The sequence below is a fragment of the Streptomyces marincola genome, assembly GCF_020410765.1.
Lineage (GTDB): Bacteria > Actinomycetota > Actinomycetes > Streptomycetales > Streptomycetaceae > Streptomyces > Streptomyces marincola.
The window spans coordinates 3200907-3216316 of sequence record NZ_CP084541.1 but is presented as its reverse complement, the minus strand read 5'-3'; the positions used below and the strand labels follow the sequence as shown (position 1 = coordinate 3216316).

The window sequence follows — 15410 nt, the reverse complement described above, 5'->3', positions numbered from 1 at the left end:
GGGGTAGCGAACCGTCGTCGACGAGCCAGGAGTGAGGCCGTGTTCCCCGGTGGTGGGGTCGATATGCAGCAGTTGTTGCAGCAGGCCCAGAAAATGCAGCAGGATCTTGCCGCGGCGCAGCAGGAGCTGGCCGAGACGCCCGTCGAGGGCTCCGCGGGCGGCGGACTGGTCAAGGCGACCGTCACCGGCTCGGGCGAGCTGACGGGTCTGGTGATCGACCCGCGCGCGGTCGACCCCGAGGACACGGAGACCTTGGCGGATCTGGTGATCGCCGCGGTCCGCGACGCGAACAACGCGGCCCAGGAACTGGCCAAGGAGAAGCTCGGCCCGCTCGCACAGGGGCTGGGCGGGGGCGGCGGCCTCCCCGGACTGCCGTTCTGATGTACGAAGGCGTCGTCCAGGACCTGATCGACGAACTGGGCCGGCTGCCCGGCGTCGGCCCCAAGAGCGCCCAGCGGATCGCGTTCCACATCCTCCAGGCCGAGAGCACCGATGTCCGGCGCCTCGCACGGGCGCTGACCGAGGTCAAGGAGAAGGTCAGGTTCTGCGCCGAGTGCGGCAACGTCGCACAGGAGGAGCGGTGCCGGGTCTGCCTCGACCCGCGCCGCGACCTCTCGGTGATCTGCGTGGTCGAGGAGCCCAAGGACGTGGTCGCGATCGAGCGCACCCGCGAGTTCAGGGGCCGCTACCACGTACTCGGCGGGGCGATCAGCCCGATCGACGGGATCGGCCCCGGCGACCTGCGGATCCGTGAACTGCTCGCCCGCCTCTCCGACGGCGCGGTCACGGAGCTGATCCTGGCCACGGACCCGAACCTGGAGGGCGAGGCGACCGCGACCTACCTGGCGCGGATGGTCGGCTCGCTCGGCTTGCGGGTCACTCGGCTAGCCAGCGGGCTGCCGGTCGGGGGAGACTTGGAGTATGCGGACGAGGTCACCTTGGGACGCGCCTTCGAGGGTAGGCGGCTGCTTGATGTCTGACGCGGCCCGTACGGATCGTACGGGCGCGGACGGGCACAGAGCAGCCGCAGACGCCACGACCGTTGGGGAGGCGACCCGGTGATGTCCGAGTCGACGCCGATATCGCAGACGCCACAGCACGCGGAGGGGCCGCACCGCGCCGCCCCGGGCCCGGACGACTTCGCCGTCCAGATCGCCGATCAGGTGGAGAGCTTCATCGTCGCGGTCACCGAGGTGGCCAAGGGCGACGACCCGGACAGCGCCGTTCCCTACCTGCTGCTCCAGGTCTCGCAGGTGCTGCTCGCGGGTGGGCGGCTCGGCGCGTACGAGGACATCGTTCCCGAGGAGCGCTACGAGCCCGACACCGGTCCCGAGCCGGACATGGACGAGCTGAGGGAACGGTTGGCCGCGCTCCTCGATCCGGTCGACGTCTACTCGGAGGTCTTCGACCCGTACGTGCCGCGCAGCACTCCCGTGGCCGCGCGGCTCTCGGACGACCTGGCCGAGGTCATCTCGGATCTGCGGCACGGGATGGCGCACTACCGCGCGGGCCGGGTGAGCGAGGCGCTGTGGTGGTGGCAGTTCTCCTACCTGTCGAACTGGGGGCCCACGGCGAGCGCCGCGCTGCGCGCGTTGCAGTCGCTGGTGGCCCACGTGCGGCTGGACACGCCGCTGGCCGAGTTGGACGGCCTCGACACGGACAGCGAAGCCGAGGACGGGGACCTGGAACGGCAGGCCGGCCGGGTGATGGCCGCGGAGATCGCGGCGCCGCTCGGCCTGCGGTCCAGCGGCTCCTGAGGCTTCGGCGGCTCCTGAGGCTTCGGCACGCCCCCGTGGGCCCGCAGGCCCTCGCGCCTGCGGGCCCACGCGTTGTCTTCCGGTGGTCGCCCCTGCGTTGCCGGCGGCCGCCGGGCGGCCCCCTCGCATAGCCGGCGCCGATGAGGGCACTCGGGACGGGACGTCGATTTCCCGACCTGAGGGAGGATCACATGGCGGGCCACAGCACGGGGTTGGCGAGGCGCGAAAGCAGTGGACTGGCAACGGCCAGCCTGGTGTGCGGAATTGTCGGTCTCTTCTTCGCCGGGATCATTCTGGGAACGATCGCCCTGGTCCTGGGTGGCGTCGCGTACCGGCGCGTTCCCAGCGGCATGGCGAAGGCGGGCATGGTGCTCGGTGTCGTGGACATCGTGCTGGCGATCGTGGTACTCGCGACGCTGAACTCGGACGGCGGCGGCTGGTTCATCGGCGGCTGACGCGCTGACGCGCCGGAGTGCGCCACGTCGGGCCGGCGCGCACGACGAGCAGGCGGGGGCGGGCCGTGAACGGTCCGCCCTCCGCGTGTGCCCCTCGCGAGACCCGGGCGTCCGGTCGGGCCGTCGGTGGCCGTCGGTGGAGTGTGCGAGGGCTGCCCCCAGGCCGACGGATATCCCGGTTCGGAGTGGCGTGACGCCTTTCGGGGGATTTCCCCCGCTTTCCGGTCCGATCAAAGCATCGCCCTGTGACATCCCTTACGTTTCGGGCACGTTTCCGTGTGTGCTCCGCTCCTCGGGGCAGGGGTGGTCGCTGAGCGGGCAGGTCGACGGGGCCGCTCGGTAGACTTTATCCGGCCGTGGTCGATTTTCGGCCATGGAAGTGAGAGAACGAGGAGCGAGCACACGTGGGCCTTGTCGTGCAGAAGTACGGCGGCTCCTCCGTTGCCGATGCCGAAGGCGTCAAGCGCGTCGCCAAGCGGGTCGTGGAGGCCAAGAAGCGCGGCCACCAGGTGGTCGTCGTGGTTTCGGCGATGGGCGATACGACGGACGAGCTGATCGATCTGGCGGGCCAGGTGTCCCCGGTCGCGCAGGGGCGCGAACTGGACATGCTGCTGACGTCGGGAGAGCGCATTTCGATGGCCCTGCTGGCCATGGCGATCAAAGCGCTCGGTCACGAAGCACAATCGTTCACCGGCAGTCAGGCCGGTGTCATCACCGACTCCGTACACAACAAGGCCCGCATCATCGACGTCACCCCGGGACGCATCCAGAGTTCCGTGGACGCGGGCAACATCGCGATCGTCGCCGGCTTCCAGGGGGTGTCCCAGAGCAGCAAGGACATCACCACGCTGGGGCGCGGCGGCTCCGACACCACCGCGGTGGCGCTCGCCGCCGCGCTGAACGCCGAGGTCTGCGAGATCTACACCGACGTCGACGGGGTTTTCACGGCCGACCCGCGGGTGGTCAAGAAGGCCCGTAAGATCGACTGGATTTCGTTCGAGGACATGCTGGAGCTGGCCAGTTCCGGATCGAAGGTGTTGCTCCACCGCTGTGTCGAATACGCGCGGCGCTACAACATCCCGATCCACGTCCGGTCGTCGTTCTCAGGGCTTGAGGGCACCTGGGTCAGCAATCAGCCGCTAGGAGGGCAGCCCATGGAGCAGGCAATCATCTCGGGTGTCGCCCACGACACCTCCGAGGCGAAGATCACGGTCGTCGGGGTGCCGGACAAGCCCGGCGAGGCCGCGAAGATCTTCCGCGCCATCGCCGATTCCGAGGTCAACATCGACATGGTGGTCCAGAACGTCTCCGCCGCGTCGACCGGACTCACCGACATCTCGTTCACCCTGCCGAAGTCGGAGGGGCACAAGGCGATCGAGGCGCTGGAGAAGCGGCGTTCGCTGATCGGCTTCGACGCCCTGCGCTACGACGACCAGATCGCGAAGATCTCGCTGGTCGGCGCGGGCATGAAGACGAACCCCGGGGTGACCGCGACGTTCTTCGAGGCGCTGTCGAACGCGGGGGTCAACATCGAGCTGATCTCCACGTCCGAGATCCGGATCTCGGTCGTGACCCGTGAGGACGACGTGAGCCAGGCCGTGCGCGCCGTGCACTCGGCGTTCGGGCTCGACAGCGACTCCGAGGAGGCCGTCGTCTACGGGGGCACCGGCCGCTGACCCCGCCAGGACGCCGCGCCCGCCGCCGCCACGGGCGGCGGGCCGCGGATCGCGGGTCACGGGCCGCCCGGTCGGGCCCGTGCGGGACGGCCGGAACCGGTACCCGCTTCGCGCGCATTCGATCACTGCCGCGCGTTATCGCTCACCGCGATGCTCGAAGTCATGCCTGACTCGGTCAACGTTGGCCAGATGTGAAGCTCCCGTGACCAAGTCGTAGGCCCGTACCGCTTGCTCAGGACCAATCCGCCGAGAGACCATTTCTAGTCCCCGCACCGCTGGCAACCAACTGCGGTGCGGGGTGCGTCTTTACCGGCCCATTCGGCAGGGGACGCGAACTGATCGGGATCTTCACGGCGGGCGGTGGGCGTGACACGAAGTGATTCGGGAACCGGCATTCCCCCCGCGCCGTACAACCTTTGCGGGGGAGAACGTGTCCTACAGACGTGGCAGAGGTTGCAGAGGTTCTCGGTTTCCCGGCGGCACGTCCTCGGCGCCTTCCCGTTCCCGGGAGCGCACCGGTGACCGCTCCCCTCCCCGCCTCCCGGCCGGCCCGCGTCCACGCGGCCGGCGAGGACGCGGACACGGCCATGGCTGAGAGCGCGGCCGGCACGACGATCGACTTCCTGACCGAGACCTACCGCGCCCACTACCGTTCCCTGCTCGGGCTCGCCGCCCTGCTGCTCGACGACACCGCCTCCTGCGAGGATGTCGTCCAGGAGGCGTTCATCCGCGTGCACTCCGCGCGCGGGCGCGTCCGCGACCAGGAGAAGACGCTCGCGTACCTCAGGCAGACCGTCGTCAACCTGTCCCGCTCCACCCTCCGCCGCCGCATACTCGGCCTCAAGCTGCTGTCGAAGCCGCTGCCCGACATGGCGAGCGCCGAGGAAGGCGCCTACGAGCAGCTCGAACGCGCCGACCTGATCAAGGCGATGCGCGGCCTCCAGCGCCGGCAGCGCGAGGTCCTCGTGCTGCGCTACTTCGCCGACATGTCCGAGGCCGAGGTGGCCAAGACCCTCGGTATCTCGGCCGGTTCGGTCAAGGCGTACGGCTCGCGCGGCATCGCCGCCCTCCGGGTGGCCATGGAGTCCGCCCGATGAGTGACCACGAGCCCGGCCGCCGTCCTCCTGGCGGGCCGGCGGATACGCCGCCCGGGGACCCGGCGCGGACGCCGCCGGGCGACCCCGCCGGAACGGCGGCGCCCCGGCAGGCCGCCGGGGTGCTCGACGAGGAAGAGCACCTGCGGGCCCTGTTGCGCGACGCCGTGGACGGCATCGAGCCCTCGTCCGACTCGCTCGCCCACCTCCGCGAGGCCGTTCCCGCCCGGCGCCGCAGGAAACGGCACCTGCTGCTCGGCACCGCGGCGTCCGTTGCCCTGCTCGGCTTCGGCGCCCCGATGGTCGTGACCGCGACGGTGGGAGCGGACCGCGGCGGCGGCGACCAGGCGCGCGACGTGCGCGGCTCGTTGCCCTACGACGGCGAGGACGGCGAGGGCCACCCCCCGGGCGACGCGGCGGGGTACGGCGCGCCCGGCGGCCATCCGGTGCGTCCCGGCGAGAGCGCGGAGGGCGGCGCCGACCCCGTGCGGCCGGAGGACGGCGCGGGCGGCGGCCACTCGGCGGCCCCGTCCGACCCCGAGGTGACCATGGGCGTCACGTCCCCGGTCTGCGACCGCCGTCAGCTGGGCCGGGCCGAGACCCACCTGGAACCGCCCGACGCCCAGGGCCGCGTCTACGGCCTGATCCGCCTGGCCAACGTCTCCGACCAGCCCTGCCGCGTCCGCGGCAACGGCGAACTCGCCGCGCTGCCCCTCGGCTCGGGCGGCGGCGCCGACGTGCAGATCGTCGACAGGACCGAGGGGGACCGGGCCACCGGCCTGCCCGCGCCCGACGAGTCGCGCGAGGAACTGGTCCTGCCGCCCGGTAGGGCGTACCAGATCCAGTTCGCCTGGGTGCCTACCTCGCCCGGCACCGGGACCTGCGCCGTCGACGGCGGCGAGCGCACCGCGCGGCCCGGCGGCGAGGGGACCGCGGGCCCGTCCGCCGCCCCGACGGACGCCGGCGGCACGTCCCCGTCCGGCTTCGCCCCGATGTCCGGCGACGCGGCAACGACCGCCCCGGCCACCGACCCGGTGAACGGCGGAGAACCCGACGGGGGCGCCCCGGACGGCGGAGCCGACGGAAGCACAGGGGACGGGTCGGGCGGCAACGGGGGCGGCGCCCCCGGACCCAAGCCGACGGCCCCCGACACCAGCGGCCCGAGCGACCCCGACGGGCCCGGCGGTCCCACCGACGAGCCGACCGAGGAGGAACGTCCCGGGAGCGAGGTACCGGGCGGGGGAGCTCCCGGCGCGGACGGCGACGCCGGAGGCGACAGCGGCGTGCTGCTGCGTTACACACCGGACGCGGGGGAGCCCGCCGCCGCGCAGATCCGGATGGAGGGCACCTGCTCGGGAACGGTGTATCGCACGGGTGTCCTCCAGGCCCCGAACGCGTAGCCACCGCGCGGCGCAAGTACCGTTGAGGCCGTGTACCGGTTCCTGCTGACCCCCCGCTGGTGGGCGATCAACGTCTTCGTCGTCCTGGCGATCCCGGTCTGCCTGGTCGCCGGCAGCTGGCAGCTGGCGCGCTTCGAGGACCAGGTCGACTCGCATCGCGAGCACCAGGAGCGCTCCGAGACGGCCGGTGAGCCGCGGCCCCTGGCGGAGCTGCTGCCGCTGACGACCGAGACCGTCGGCCGGCAGGCCGAGGTCACCGGCACCTACGACGCCGACCACCAACTGCTCGTGCCCGACCGGGTCCTGGACGGCGAACGCGGCCACTACGTGCTGACCCCGCTGCGGCCCGCCGACGGCGGTCCCGCCGTGCCCGTGGTCCGCGGCTGGCTGCCCGGCGCCGCCGACACGGCCGGCGCCCCGGCCCCGCCGGAGGGCGAGGTCACCGTGACCGGCGCCGCCCAGGCCGCCGAGTCGCCGAGCGAGATCACCTCGGCGACCACCGGGCTTCCCGCCGGTCAGCTCGGCGTGATCGGCGCCGCCTCGCTGATCAACATGCTGCCGTACGAGGTCTCCGACATGTGGATCACCGTGCGCGACGCGGAGGCCCCCATGGCCGCCGTCCCCGCGGAGGCACCGACCGGGACCGGGCTGGACATCGACGCGTTCCAGAACCTCGGGTACACGGCCGAGTGGTTCGTGTTCGCGGCGTTCGCCGTGTTCATGTGGTTCCGCCTGTTCCGCCGCGAGGTGGAGACGCAGCGCGACGCCGAACTGGGGATCCGCGTCCCCGGTCCCGGCGCCGCGCCCGACGCGGCCACCGCGCCGCACGGCGACGCGACGCCGCGGGACGGCGCCGCGCCGACCGCGCCCGCTACGGCAGCGGCTTCAAGTGCTGCCGCGCGAAGCGGATCTCCTGCGCCACCTGCTTGATCCGCTCCTCCACCACCAGCGAACCGTGCCCCGCGTCGTACCGGTACACCTCGTGCGGCGCGTCCCGGGCGGCGAGGCGGTCCACGTAGTTCTCGATCTGGCGGATCGGGCAGCGCGGGTCGTTCACCCCGGCGGAGATGTACACCGGCGCCCGCACCCGGTCCACATAGGTGATCGGTGACGAGGCGGACCACCGTTTCGGCACCTCCTGCGGCGTGCCGCCGAGGAGGGTGCGGTCCATCGCCTTCAGCGCCTCCATCTCGTCCTCGTAGGCCGCGACGTAGTCCGCCACCGGTACCGCGGCGACCCCGACCGCCCAGGACTCCGGCTGCACGCCGAGGCCGAGCAGCGTCAGGTAGCCGCCCCACGAGCCGCCCGTGAGCACGAGCCGTTCCGGGTCGGCGAGCCCCGAGGAGACGGCCCACTCGCGGACGGCCGCGATGTCCTCAAGCTCGATCAGCCCGATGCGGTGCTTCAGCGCGTCCGTCCACTCCCGCCCGTACCCGGTCGAACCCCGGTAGTTGACCCGGACGACCGCGAACCCGTGGTCCAGCCACGCGGCCGGGCCCGCCGCGAACGCGTCCGTGTCGTGCGCCGTCGGCCCGCCGTGGATCTCGAACACCGTCGGGAACGGCCCGCTGCCGTCCGGCGGGGTCTGCACCAGCGCGTGCACCAGGCCGCCGGGGCCGTCCACCCACGCGTCGGTAACCGGCACGGAGGACGGCGCCCGCATGCCGGGCGGTTCGAGGACGACCGCGCCCGTCGACGACCTGATCTGCGGCGGCTCGGCCGCCGACGACCACAGGTACTCGGCCGAGCCGTCCGGGCGCGCGGTGGCCCCCGAGATCGTGCCGGGCGGCGTCTCCATCCGCGCCGACGTACCCCCGGCCAGGTCGTAGCGCCACAGCTCGCTGCGGGCCTGGTGACTGTGCTCGATCAGGAGGCCCGAGGCGTCCGGATACCACTCGGCGTGCACGTCGCCCGGCAGGTCGAGGTCCGGCTCGCTCTGCTCGCCCGTCACCGGGTCCCAGATCATCGGCTCCCAGCGACCGCGCCGCTGGTGCCCGATCAGCAGCCGCGTGTCCCCGTCCACCGGCGCGAAGCCGAGCACGGAGAGGCCCAGCTCCTTCGTGCCGCCCTCGGTGTCGTCCAGCTCCGCGACCGTGCTCCCGTCGAGCCGCACCACGCGCACCGCCGAGTGCATCGCGTCGCCGTGCTCGGTGTGCTCGACGGCCAGCAGCGTCCCGTCGTGCGACAGGTCGCCGACGCCGGCCGACTGCCGGTGCCGGTAGATCTCCACCGGCTCGGCGCCCGGCCGCGCGACGTGGATCGTGCTGCCGTCCTCCTCGGTCATGCGGCCCACGACGACCGTGCCGTCCCGGCCCTGCGCGAGACCGGCGGGGAACGACGGGCCGAGCCCCGGCACCGCCGGCTCGTCCGGCCCGCCGCCGAACGGCTGCCGCCGCCACACGCCGAACTCGTCGCCGTCGGTGTCCGCGAACCACCACACCCACGCGCCGTCGGGGCTCAGCGTCCCGGCCACCGTCCCGTTCGGCCGGTCCGTGGCCTGGCGCTGCTCACCGCTCGCCCGGTCCCACGTGTACAGCTCGAACGTGCCCGTCGCGTTCGACACGAACAGCGAACGGTCCGGGGCGTCCAGCGCCCACTGCGGCAGGCCGACGCGCGGTGCCCGGAAGCGCTTCTCCCAGTCCGGCATGTCCTCGCCGCCACCGGAACCGCCACCGGAAACACGACCGGAAACACGACCGGAACCGCCACCGGCCGCCGCGGCCCCCGGCGCCGGAGCCGCGTCGTCACTCATCGCCGAGCTCCACCACCAGCTCGACCTCCACAGGGGCGTCCAGCGGCAGCACGGCCACGCCGACCGCGCTGCGCGCGTGCCTGCCCCGCTCGCCCAGCGCCTCGCCAAGCAGCTCGCTCGCGCCGTTCACCACCTGCGGCTGGCCGGTGAAGTCGGGGGCCGAGGCCACGTACCCCACGACCTTGACCACGCGCACGATCCGGTCCAGGTCGCCGACGACCGACTTCACCGCGGCCAGCGCGTTCAGCGCGCAGATCTGCGCCAGCTCCTTCGCGCGCTCGGGGCTGACCTCGGCACCGACCTTCCCCGCCGTCGGCAGCTCGCCGCCCACCATGGGCACCTGCCCCGAGGTGTACACGTAGCGGCCGGTCCGCACGGCCGGGACGTACGCCGCCACCGGCGGCACCACCTCGGGCAGCGCGAGCCCCAGCTCGGCGAGCCGCGCCTCGACCGCGCCGCCCTCCCCCGGCGCGCTCACTGCTGCTTCTCGCGCTTGAAGTACGCCACCAGCTGCTCCGGGTTCGGCCCAGGGATCACCTGCACCAACTCCCAGCCGTCATCACCCCAGTTGTCCAGGATCTGCTTGGTGGCGTGCACGAGGAGCGGCACGGTCGCGTATTCCCACTTCGTCATGGCCCTCACTCTAGCGACCGCCACCGACACTCCCCGGTGGCGTTCCGCGGCCCTCACGTACGCTCGCAGCGTGAGCGGTACAGGCGGGGAGCGCGCCGGGCCGAGCGGCCCGGCCGGCGAAGCGGGCGAGCGGCCCGCCGGGGCGTCCGAGGGAGCGGGCCCCCGGCTGCACGTCGTGAGCGGCAAGGGCGGCACGGGCAAGACCACGGTCGCCGCGGCCCTCGCGCTCGCCCTCGCGGAACGCGGCCGGCGGACCCTGCTGGTCGAGGTGGAGGGCCGCCAGGGCATCGCCCAGTTGTTCGAAACGCAGGCGTTGCCGTACGAGGAGCGCAGGATCGCCATCGGGCCGGGCGGCGGGGAGGTGTTCGCGCTCGCCATCGACCCCGAGCAGGCGCTGCTCGACTACCTCCAGATGTTCTACAAGCTGGGAGGCGCGGGGCGCGCCCTGCGGCGCATCGGCGCGATCGACTTCGCCACCACCGTCGCGCCGGGACTGCGCGACGTGCTCCTCACCGGCAAGGCGTGCGAGGCGGTCAGGCGCCGCGGGGCCGACGGCGGGCGGGCCTACGACGCCGTCGTCATGGACGCGCCGCCCACCGGCCGCATCACCCGCTTCCTCGGCGTCAACCACGAGGTGGCGGGCCTGGCGCGCGTGGGACCCGTCCACCACCAGGCGCAGGCCGTGATGCGGGTGCTGACCTCCGCCGAGACCGCCGTGCACCTGGTCACGCTCCTTGAGGAGATGCCGGTGCAGGAGACGGCGGACGGCGTCGCCGAACTCCGCGCCGCCGGGCTCCCCGTCGGGTCCGTGCTCGTCAACATGGTCGGGCCCGCCCGCCGCGCCGCCCGCCCGGCCGGCGGCAGGACCGGCGAGCGCGCCCTGGCCCGCGCGCTCGCCGCGGCCGGTCTGCCGGACGCCGAGGCGCTCGCCGCGCCGCTGCTCGCGCAGGGCCGCGAACACGCCCAGCGGCTGGCCCTTGAGGAGCGGCGGCGCGCGGAACTCGCCGGCCTCGGGCCGCCCGTCCACGAACTCCCCCTGCTGCCCGACGGCGTCGACCTGGCCGGTCTCTACCGGCTCGCGCGCCTGCTGCGGGACCTGGAGTGGTGACCGTGCCGACCGTCCAGGCCCCGGGTTCGGCCCCGGCGACCCCGAGGCTGCCCGCACGCCGGGGAACGCCGCCGCTCCCGGCCGCGCCACGCGTCGCGCCGGAGGGGAACGCCCGGTGCCCGGCGCCCGTCCGGCGGTCCGGGGACATCCGGCCGACCGGAGGCGTTCGGCGCGCCCGAGGCGTTCGGCGCGCCCGAGGCGTTCGGCCGACCGGAGAACGGGAAGGGAGCGGCCGTGAGCGATGAGGTCCCGGGGCTCGACATCGACCCGCTGCTCGACGACCCCGCCATCCGCATCGTCGTCTGCTGCGGCTCGGGCGGCGTCGGCAAGACGACGACCGCCGCCGCGCTCGGCCTGCGCGCCGCGGAGCGCGGACGCCGGGTCGTGGTGCTGACGATCGACCCGGCCAGGCGGCTCGCGCAGTCCATGGGCCTGGCGGAACTGGACAACGTGCCGCGCCCGGTGCCCGGCGTCGACCCGGCGGCCGGCGGCGAGCTGTTCGCGATGATGCTCGACATGAAGCGCACGTTCGACGAGATCGTCGAGGCGCACGCGGACCCGGCGCGCGCCCGCGCGATCCTGGACAACCCCTTCTACCAGTCGCTGTCCGCGGGCTTCGCCGGCACGCAGGAGTACATGGCCATGGAGAAGCTTGGCCAGCTCGCGGCCGGCGGCACGTGGGACCTGATCGTCGTCGACACCCCGCCGAGCCGTTCCGCGCTCGACTTCCTCGACGCGCCGCAACGGCTCGGGTCGTTCCTCGACGGGCGGCTCATCCGCGTGCTGGCCGCCCCGGCCAAGGCGGGCGGGCGGGCCGGGCGCAAGGTGATGAGCCTGGGCATGGCCGGGCTCTCCATGGTCACCGGCACGCTGGGCAAGGTGCTGGGCGCGGCGCTGCTGCGGGACGTGCAAACGTTCGTGGCCGCGATGGACACGATGTTCGGCGGGTTCAGGACGCGCGCCGACGCCACGTACCGGCTGCTCCAGGCGCGCGGCACCGCGTTCCTCGTCGTCGCCGCGCCGGAGCGGGACGCGCTGCGCGAGGCGGCGTACTTCGTGGAACGGCTCGGTGAGGAACGGATGCCTCTCGCCGGGCTCGTCCTCAACCGCGTGCACACCTCGGACGCCTCACGCCTCGGCGCCGAGCGCGCGGTGGCGGCGGCCGAGGCCCTGGAGGCGGGGGAATCCGGTCCGGACGGCATTGTCGATCATGGAACGGGGGAGGATGACTCCCGACGCGGTCGCCACTCTCCCGGCATCGGCTCCCCGGCGGCCCGTTCCGCGGCGTCCGCGGCTCCCGGACCCGCCGCACCCCCGTCGGGCGACGAGGCCGACGGGCACGTCCGCGACCCCGATGACGGTCGCGGTCCTGAGGACGACGACACGGCGGACGCGTTCGCGGCCCATCTGCTGCGGGTGCACGCCGAGCGCATGCGCCGGATCGCACGCGAGGCGCGCACGCGGGCTCGTTTTACGGCGCTGCATCCCGAGGTGCCGGTGGCCGAGGTGCCCGCGCTGCCCGGTGACGTGCATGATCTCGCCGGGCTGCGGGTGATCGGTGACAGGCTCGCGCGCGGGGGGAGCCGGCCGCGGGACTGACCCGCCGCCGACGGCGCGGCGGCCGTGTCAGCCGGCCTGCGCGTAGTCCTGGCAGGGCCGCAGGCGCGCCTCCGCGTACTCGCCCGTCGCCGGAACGACCGTCCGCGCCGCGCCGCGTTCGTACTCGGTGCGCGCGGTTTCGAGCAGCCGCCGCCACGAGGTGACGGTGGGCCGCCGGCGCAGCAGCGCGCGTCGCTCACGTTCGGTCATGCCGCCCCAGACGCCGAACTCGACCCGGTTGTCGAGAGCGTCCGCCAGGCACTCGGTCCGTACCGGACACCCGGTGCAGACCGCTTTCGCCCTGTTCTGAGCAGCCCCTTGTACGAACAGTTCGTCCGGATCCGTCGTGCGACAGGCTGCCTGCGCACTCCAGTCGGTAACCCAGCTCATGCCGGTGCCGTCCTCTCCCGAATCGAGGCTCCCCCACGGCGGCAAGCGGCATATTCACCCTTGCCAGAGCAGGACGTTACGGAAGGCGAGCACGGCACAACACCCCCAGCGGGCCCATTCTCGAATGGCCCGAACGGACTATGGCCTGCGCGAAGTCACCCGCACGGGTGACGCAGGTGGGGCACTCGTCAATGTTGTGGTGACGGAGGGCACGGGCCCTCCTCAAAGTCACCCCTACGAGTGATCATGTGCTTGACGTATGGCCGTTCATGTGAACCGTAAGTAGCTTAAGCGAACAGGTGGACCCCTGTCCGGGTTTTGAGAACGTAGGCTTGCGGCCATGAGTAGGAAGCGTCCCGGTGGCGGGCTGAGCGCGTCTCAGCAAGTAGCCAAGTTCCTCGGGGTCAGCGTGCTGTCGGGTGCGGTGCTCGCGGGGCTCGCCCTGCCCGCCGTGGGTGCCTTCGGCCTCGCGGCCAGAGGCACGATGGAGGGGTTCGACGAGATCCCCGCCATGATGGAGCGCCCGCCGCTCACCCAGATGACGACCATCCTGGATGCCGACGGCAACCGCATCGCGGATGTCTACTCCAGGAACCGCACGGTCGTTCCCCTGGACGAGATGTCGGAGCACCTGCGGCAGGCCATCGTCGCGATCGAGGATGCCCGCTTCTACGAGCACGGCGCGGTCGATCTGCAAGGCATCCTGCGGGCCCTCACGACGAACGCCCAGTCGGGCAGCGTCGAACAGGGCGCCTCGACCCTCACCCAGCAGTACGTGAAGAACGTGTTCGTCGAGGCAGCGGGCGACGACCCGGAGGCCGTCGCGGAGGCGACCATCCAGACCGGCGCCGCCGGCCTCGGCCGCAAGATCCGCGAGATGAAGTACGCCATCCAACTGGAGGAGGAGCTGACCAAGGATCAGATCCTGGAGAACTACCTCAACATCACCTACTTCGGCCAGCAGGCCTACGGCGCGGAGGCGGCGTCCCAGCGCTACTTCTCCAAGCCCGCCGCCGAACTCGCCCTCCACGAGGCCGCGCTGCTCGCCGGCCTCGTCCAGTCGCCCAGCCAGTACGACCCGGTGCAGTACGAGGACACGGCGCTCCAGCGGCGGAACACCGTGCTGGCGAGCATGGTGGACAACGGCGCCATCACCGAGGCCGAGGCCGACGAGGCGATGGCGCTCGACCTCGGCCTGAACGTCAGCCAGCCGCGGCAGGGCTGCATCACCGCGGTGAACGACGCCGGCTTCTTCTGCGACTACGTGAAGTGGGAGTTCCTGAGCAACCCCGTCTTCGGCGAGACCCGCGAGGAGCGCGAGGCGCTGTGGGCGCTCGGCGGCCTCACCATCAGGACCACCCTCGACCCGCAGGCCCAGGAGGCCGCCGCGCAGGCAGCGAAGGACGGCGCGTTCGCAGAGGACTCCGTCTCCGCGACCGTCGTCGGCGTCCAGCCGGGCACCGGGCACATCCTGTCGATGGCGCAGAGCCGCCCCTACGGCAACGACCCTGAGCAGCACCAGACCACCATCAACCTCAACGTCTCAAGCGAGATGGGCGGTTCCGCGTACGGCTTCCAGCCGGGCTCCACGTTCAAGCCCATCACGGCCGCCGCCGCCCTTGAGGAGGGCATCTCGCCAGCCCTCGAATACACCACGGACAACGAGATCGCCGTTCCCAAGAGCGACTTCCGCGACTGCGAGGGCCGGCCGCTGACCGACGAGGCCGAGCCCGACTACGAACTGGGCAACGAGCGCGACGACATGGTGGGCACCTGGGACATGACCGCTGCCCTCGCGGACTCGGTCAACACCTACTTCGTCGAGCTCGAACGCGAGGTCGGGCTCTGCGAGACCATGCAGATGGCCGACGAACTCGGCGTCGAACGCGGCGACAACGAGCCCCTGGCCGCCGTTCCCTCGCTCACCCTCGGCAGCGAGACCGTCGCCCCGCTCCAGATGGCCAACGCCTACGCCACGTTCGCCGCCCGCGGCATGCACTGCGCGCCGGTGTCCATCACCGCGGTGACCGACGCGGAGGGCGAGGAACTGCCCGTTCCCGAGCCCTCGTGCGAGCGCGTGATGGCGGAGGACAACGCCGACACCGTCAACGCGATGCTCCGCAACGTCGTCGAGGAGGGCACCGGCAGCTCCGTCGCGCTGCCCGACCGGCAGAGCGCCGGCAAGACCGGTACCACCAACGACCGGCGCGACGTCTGGTTCGCCGGCTACACCCCCGACCTGGCCACGGCCGTCCACGTCGGCAACGAGAACCAGAACGAGGCCATGGTCGGCATCACCATCGCCGGCCAGTACCACGCGCAGGCCGGTGGCGCCAGCGTCGCCGGGCCGATCTGGCGGCAGGCCATGAACGGCGCGCTCGCAGGCGTGGCCCCCTCCACGTTCCCCGAGGTGGACGTGCCCCGCGGCGAGGGCGACGAGGAGGAGGACGACCGTCCCGGCGACAACCGGCCCGGCCGCGACGGGGACGAGGACCGCGACAACCGCGGCCGACCCGGTCGCGACCGGGACTGAGCCGCCCAGCGGA

The 15410-nt window shown here is 72.7% G+C and carries 15 protein-coding genes; 11 read left to right on the top strand and 4 right to left on the bottom strand.

Translation table 11 applies throughout. From position 1 onward, the window contains the following. Positions 1–39 precede the first annotated feature (39 nt). The 8 genes from LC193_RS13765 to LC193_RS13730 all read left to right on the top strand — a co-directional run bounded on the left by LC193_RS13765 (position 40) and on the right by LC193_RS13730 (position 7312). On the top strand, positions 40–381 hold the full coding sequence (locus LC193_RS13765; protein WP_086159769.1) for a YbaB/EbfC family nucleoid-associated protein: 342 nt from the start codon (positions 40–42) through the stop codon (positions 379–381). Beyond that, positions 381–980: a recombination mediator RecR gene (recR, locus tag LC193_RS13760; protein WP_226074380.1), complete on the top strand. Its 600-nt coding sequence runs from the start codon at positions 381–383 to the stop codon at positions 978–980. The genes LC193_RS13765 and recR overlap by 1 nt, the downstream gene beginning before the upstream one ends. An 81-nt stretch (positions 981–1061) precedes the next feature. Next, on the top strand, positions 1062–1757 hold the full coding sequence (locus LC193_RS13755; protein WP_226074378.1) for a DUF5063 domain-containing protein: 696 nt from the start codon (positions 1062–1064) through the stop codon (positions 1755–1757). A 191-nt stretch (positions 1758–1948) separates the two neighbouring features. Beyond that, positions 1949–2212 carry a DUF4190 domain-containing protein gene (locus tag LC193_RS13750; protein ID WP_226074376.1) on the top strand — a complete coding sequence of 88 codons (264 nt, stop codon included), beginning with the start codon at positions 1949–1951 and terminating at the stop codon, positions 2210–2212. Between the two features lie 404 nt (positions 2213–2616). Next, positions 2617–3888 carry an aspartate kinase gene (locus LC193_RS13745; protein ID WP_086159773.1) on the top strand — a complete coding sequence of 424 codons (1272 nt, stop codon included), beginning with the start codon at positions 2617–2619 and terminating at the stop codon, positions 3886–3888. A 443-nt stretch (positions 3889–4331) separates the two neighbouring features. After that, positions 4332–4985, top strand: a complete 654-nt coding sequence (locus LC193_RS13740) for a SigE family RNA polymerase sigma factor (RefSeq protein WP_086159774.1) — start codon at positions 4332–4334, stop codon at positions 4983–4985. Beyond that, positions 4982–6382 carry a DUF4232 domain-containing protein gene (locus LC193_RS13735; protein WP_226074373.1) on the top strand — a complete coding sequence of 467 codons (1401 nt, stop codon included), beginning with the start codon at positions 4982–4984 and terminating at the stop codon, positions 6380–6382. The genes LC193_RS13740 and LC193_RS13735 overlap by 4 nt, the downstream gene beginning before the upstream one ends. Before the next feature lie 30 nt (positions 6383–6412). Then, on the top strand, positions 6413–7312 hold the full coding sequence (locus tag LC193_RS13730) for an SURF1 family protein (RefSeq protein WP_226074372.1): 900 nt from the start codon (positions 6413–6415) through the stop codon (positions 7310–7312). Here the strand turns inward: LC193_RS13730 and LC193_RS13725 are convergent. The 3 genes from LC193_RS13725 to LC193_RS13715 form a co-directional block, all read right to left on the bottom strand. After that, on the bottom strand, positions 7254–9029 hold the full coding sequence (locus tag LC193_RS13725; protein ID WP_226078587.1) for a S9 family peptidase: 1776 nt from the start codon (positions 9027–9029) through the stop codon (positions 7254–7256). The two genes, LC193_RS13730 and LC193_RS13725, sit on opposite strands and share 59 nt — an antisense overlap. Positions 9030–9126: 97 nt before the next feature. Further along, on the bottom strand, positions 9127–9612 hold the full coding sequence (locus tag LC193_RS13720) for a RidA family protein (protein ID WP_226074371.1): 486 nt from the start codon (positions 9610–9612) through the stop codon (positions 9127–9129). Then, positions 9609–9767 carry a DUF4177 domain-containing protein gene (locus LC193_RS13715; RefSeq protein WP_086159779.1) on the bottom strand — a complete coding sequence of 53 codons (159 nt, stop codon included), beginning with the start codon at positions 9765–9767 and terminating at the stop codon, positions 9609–9611. The genes LC193_RS13720 and LC193_RS13715 overlap by 4 nt, the downstream gene beginning before the upstream one ends. 166 nt (positions 9768–9933) lie before the next feature. Between LC193_RS13715 and LC193_RS13710 the strand changes: the two genes are divergently transcribed. Together LC193_RS13710 and LC193_RS13705 are read left to right on the top strand one after the other, a co-directional pair. Beyond that, a complete protein-coding gene (locus tag LC193_RS13710) occupies positions 9934–10875 on the top strand; it encodes an ArsA-related P-loop ATPase (RefSeq protein WP_226078586.1) in 942 nt (313 codons plus the stop codon). Between the two features lie 234 nt (positions 10876–11109). Then, complete coding sequence (locus LC193_RS13705; protein WP_226074370.1) at positions 11110–12474, top strand: ArsA family ATPase; 1365 nt, start codon at positions 11110–11112, stop codon at positions 12472–12474. Between the two features lie 27 nt (positions 12475–12501). On the opposite strand, the gene LC193_RS13700 is transcribed toward LC193_RS13705, so the two are convergent. Further along, the gene (locus LC193_RS13700; RefSeq protein WP_226074369.1) at positions 12502–12864 is read right to left on the bottom strand and encodes a WhiB family transcriptional regulator; all 363 of its coding nucleotides are present in this window, start codon (positions 12862–12864) and stop codon (positions 12502–12504) included. A 340-nt stretch (positions 12865–13204) separates the two neighbouring features. Here LC193_RS13700 and LC193_RS13695 point away from each other — a divergent pair, with 340 nt between their 5' ends. Further along, positions 13205–15397, top strand: a complete 2193-nt coding sequence (locus LC193_RS13695; RefSeq protein ID WP_226074368.1) for a transglycosylase domain-containing protein — start codon at positions 13205–13207, stop codon at positions 15395–15397. Positions 15398–15410: the final 13 nt, after the last annotated feature.

Bases quoted from the DNA above. Each gene is read 5' to 3' on its own strand.
- recR (WP_226074380.1), top strand. From the start codon at position 381: ATGTACGAAGGCGTCGTCCAGGACCTGATCGACGAACTGGGCCGGCTG.
- LC193_RS13755 (WP_226074378.1), top strand. From the start codon at position 1,062: ATGTCCGAGTCGACGCCGATATCGCAGACGCCACAGCACGCGGAGGGG.
- LC193_RS13735 (WP_226074373.1), top strand. From the start codon at position 4,982: ATGAGTGACCACGAGCCCGGCCGCCGTCCTCCTGGCGGGCCGGCGGAT.
- LC193_RS13700 (WP_226074369.1), bottom strand. From the start codon at position 12,864: ATGAGCTGGGTTACCGACTGGAGTGCGCAGGCAGCCTGTCGCACGACG.
- LC193_RS13695 (WP_226074368.1), top strand. From the start codon at position 13,205: ATGAGTAGGAAGCGTCCCGGTGGCGGGCTGAGCGCGTCTCAGCAAGTA.
- LC193_RS13750 (WP_226074376.1), top strand. From the start codon at position 1,949: ATGGCGGGCCACAGCACGGGGTTGGCGAGGCGCGAAAGCAGTGGACTG.
- LC193_RS13715 (WP_086159779.1), bottom strand. From the start codon at position 9,767: ATGACGAAGTGGGAATACGCGACCGTGCCGCTCCTCGTGCACGCCACC.
- LC193_RS13725 (WP_226078587.1), bottom strand. From the start codon at position 9,029: ATGCCGGACTGGGAGAAGCGCTTCCGGGCACCGCGCGTCGGCCTGCCG.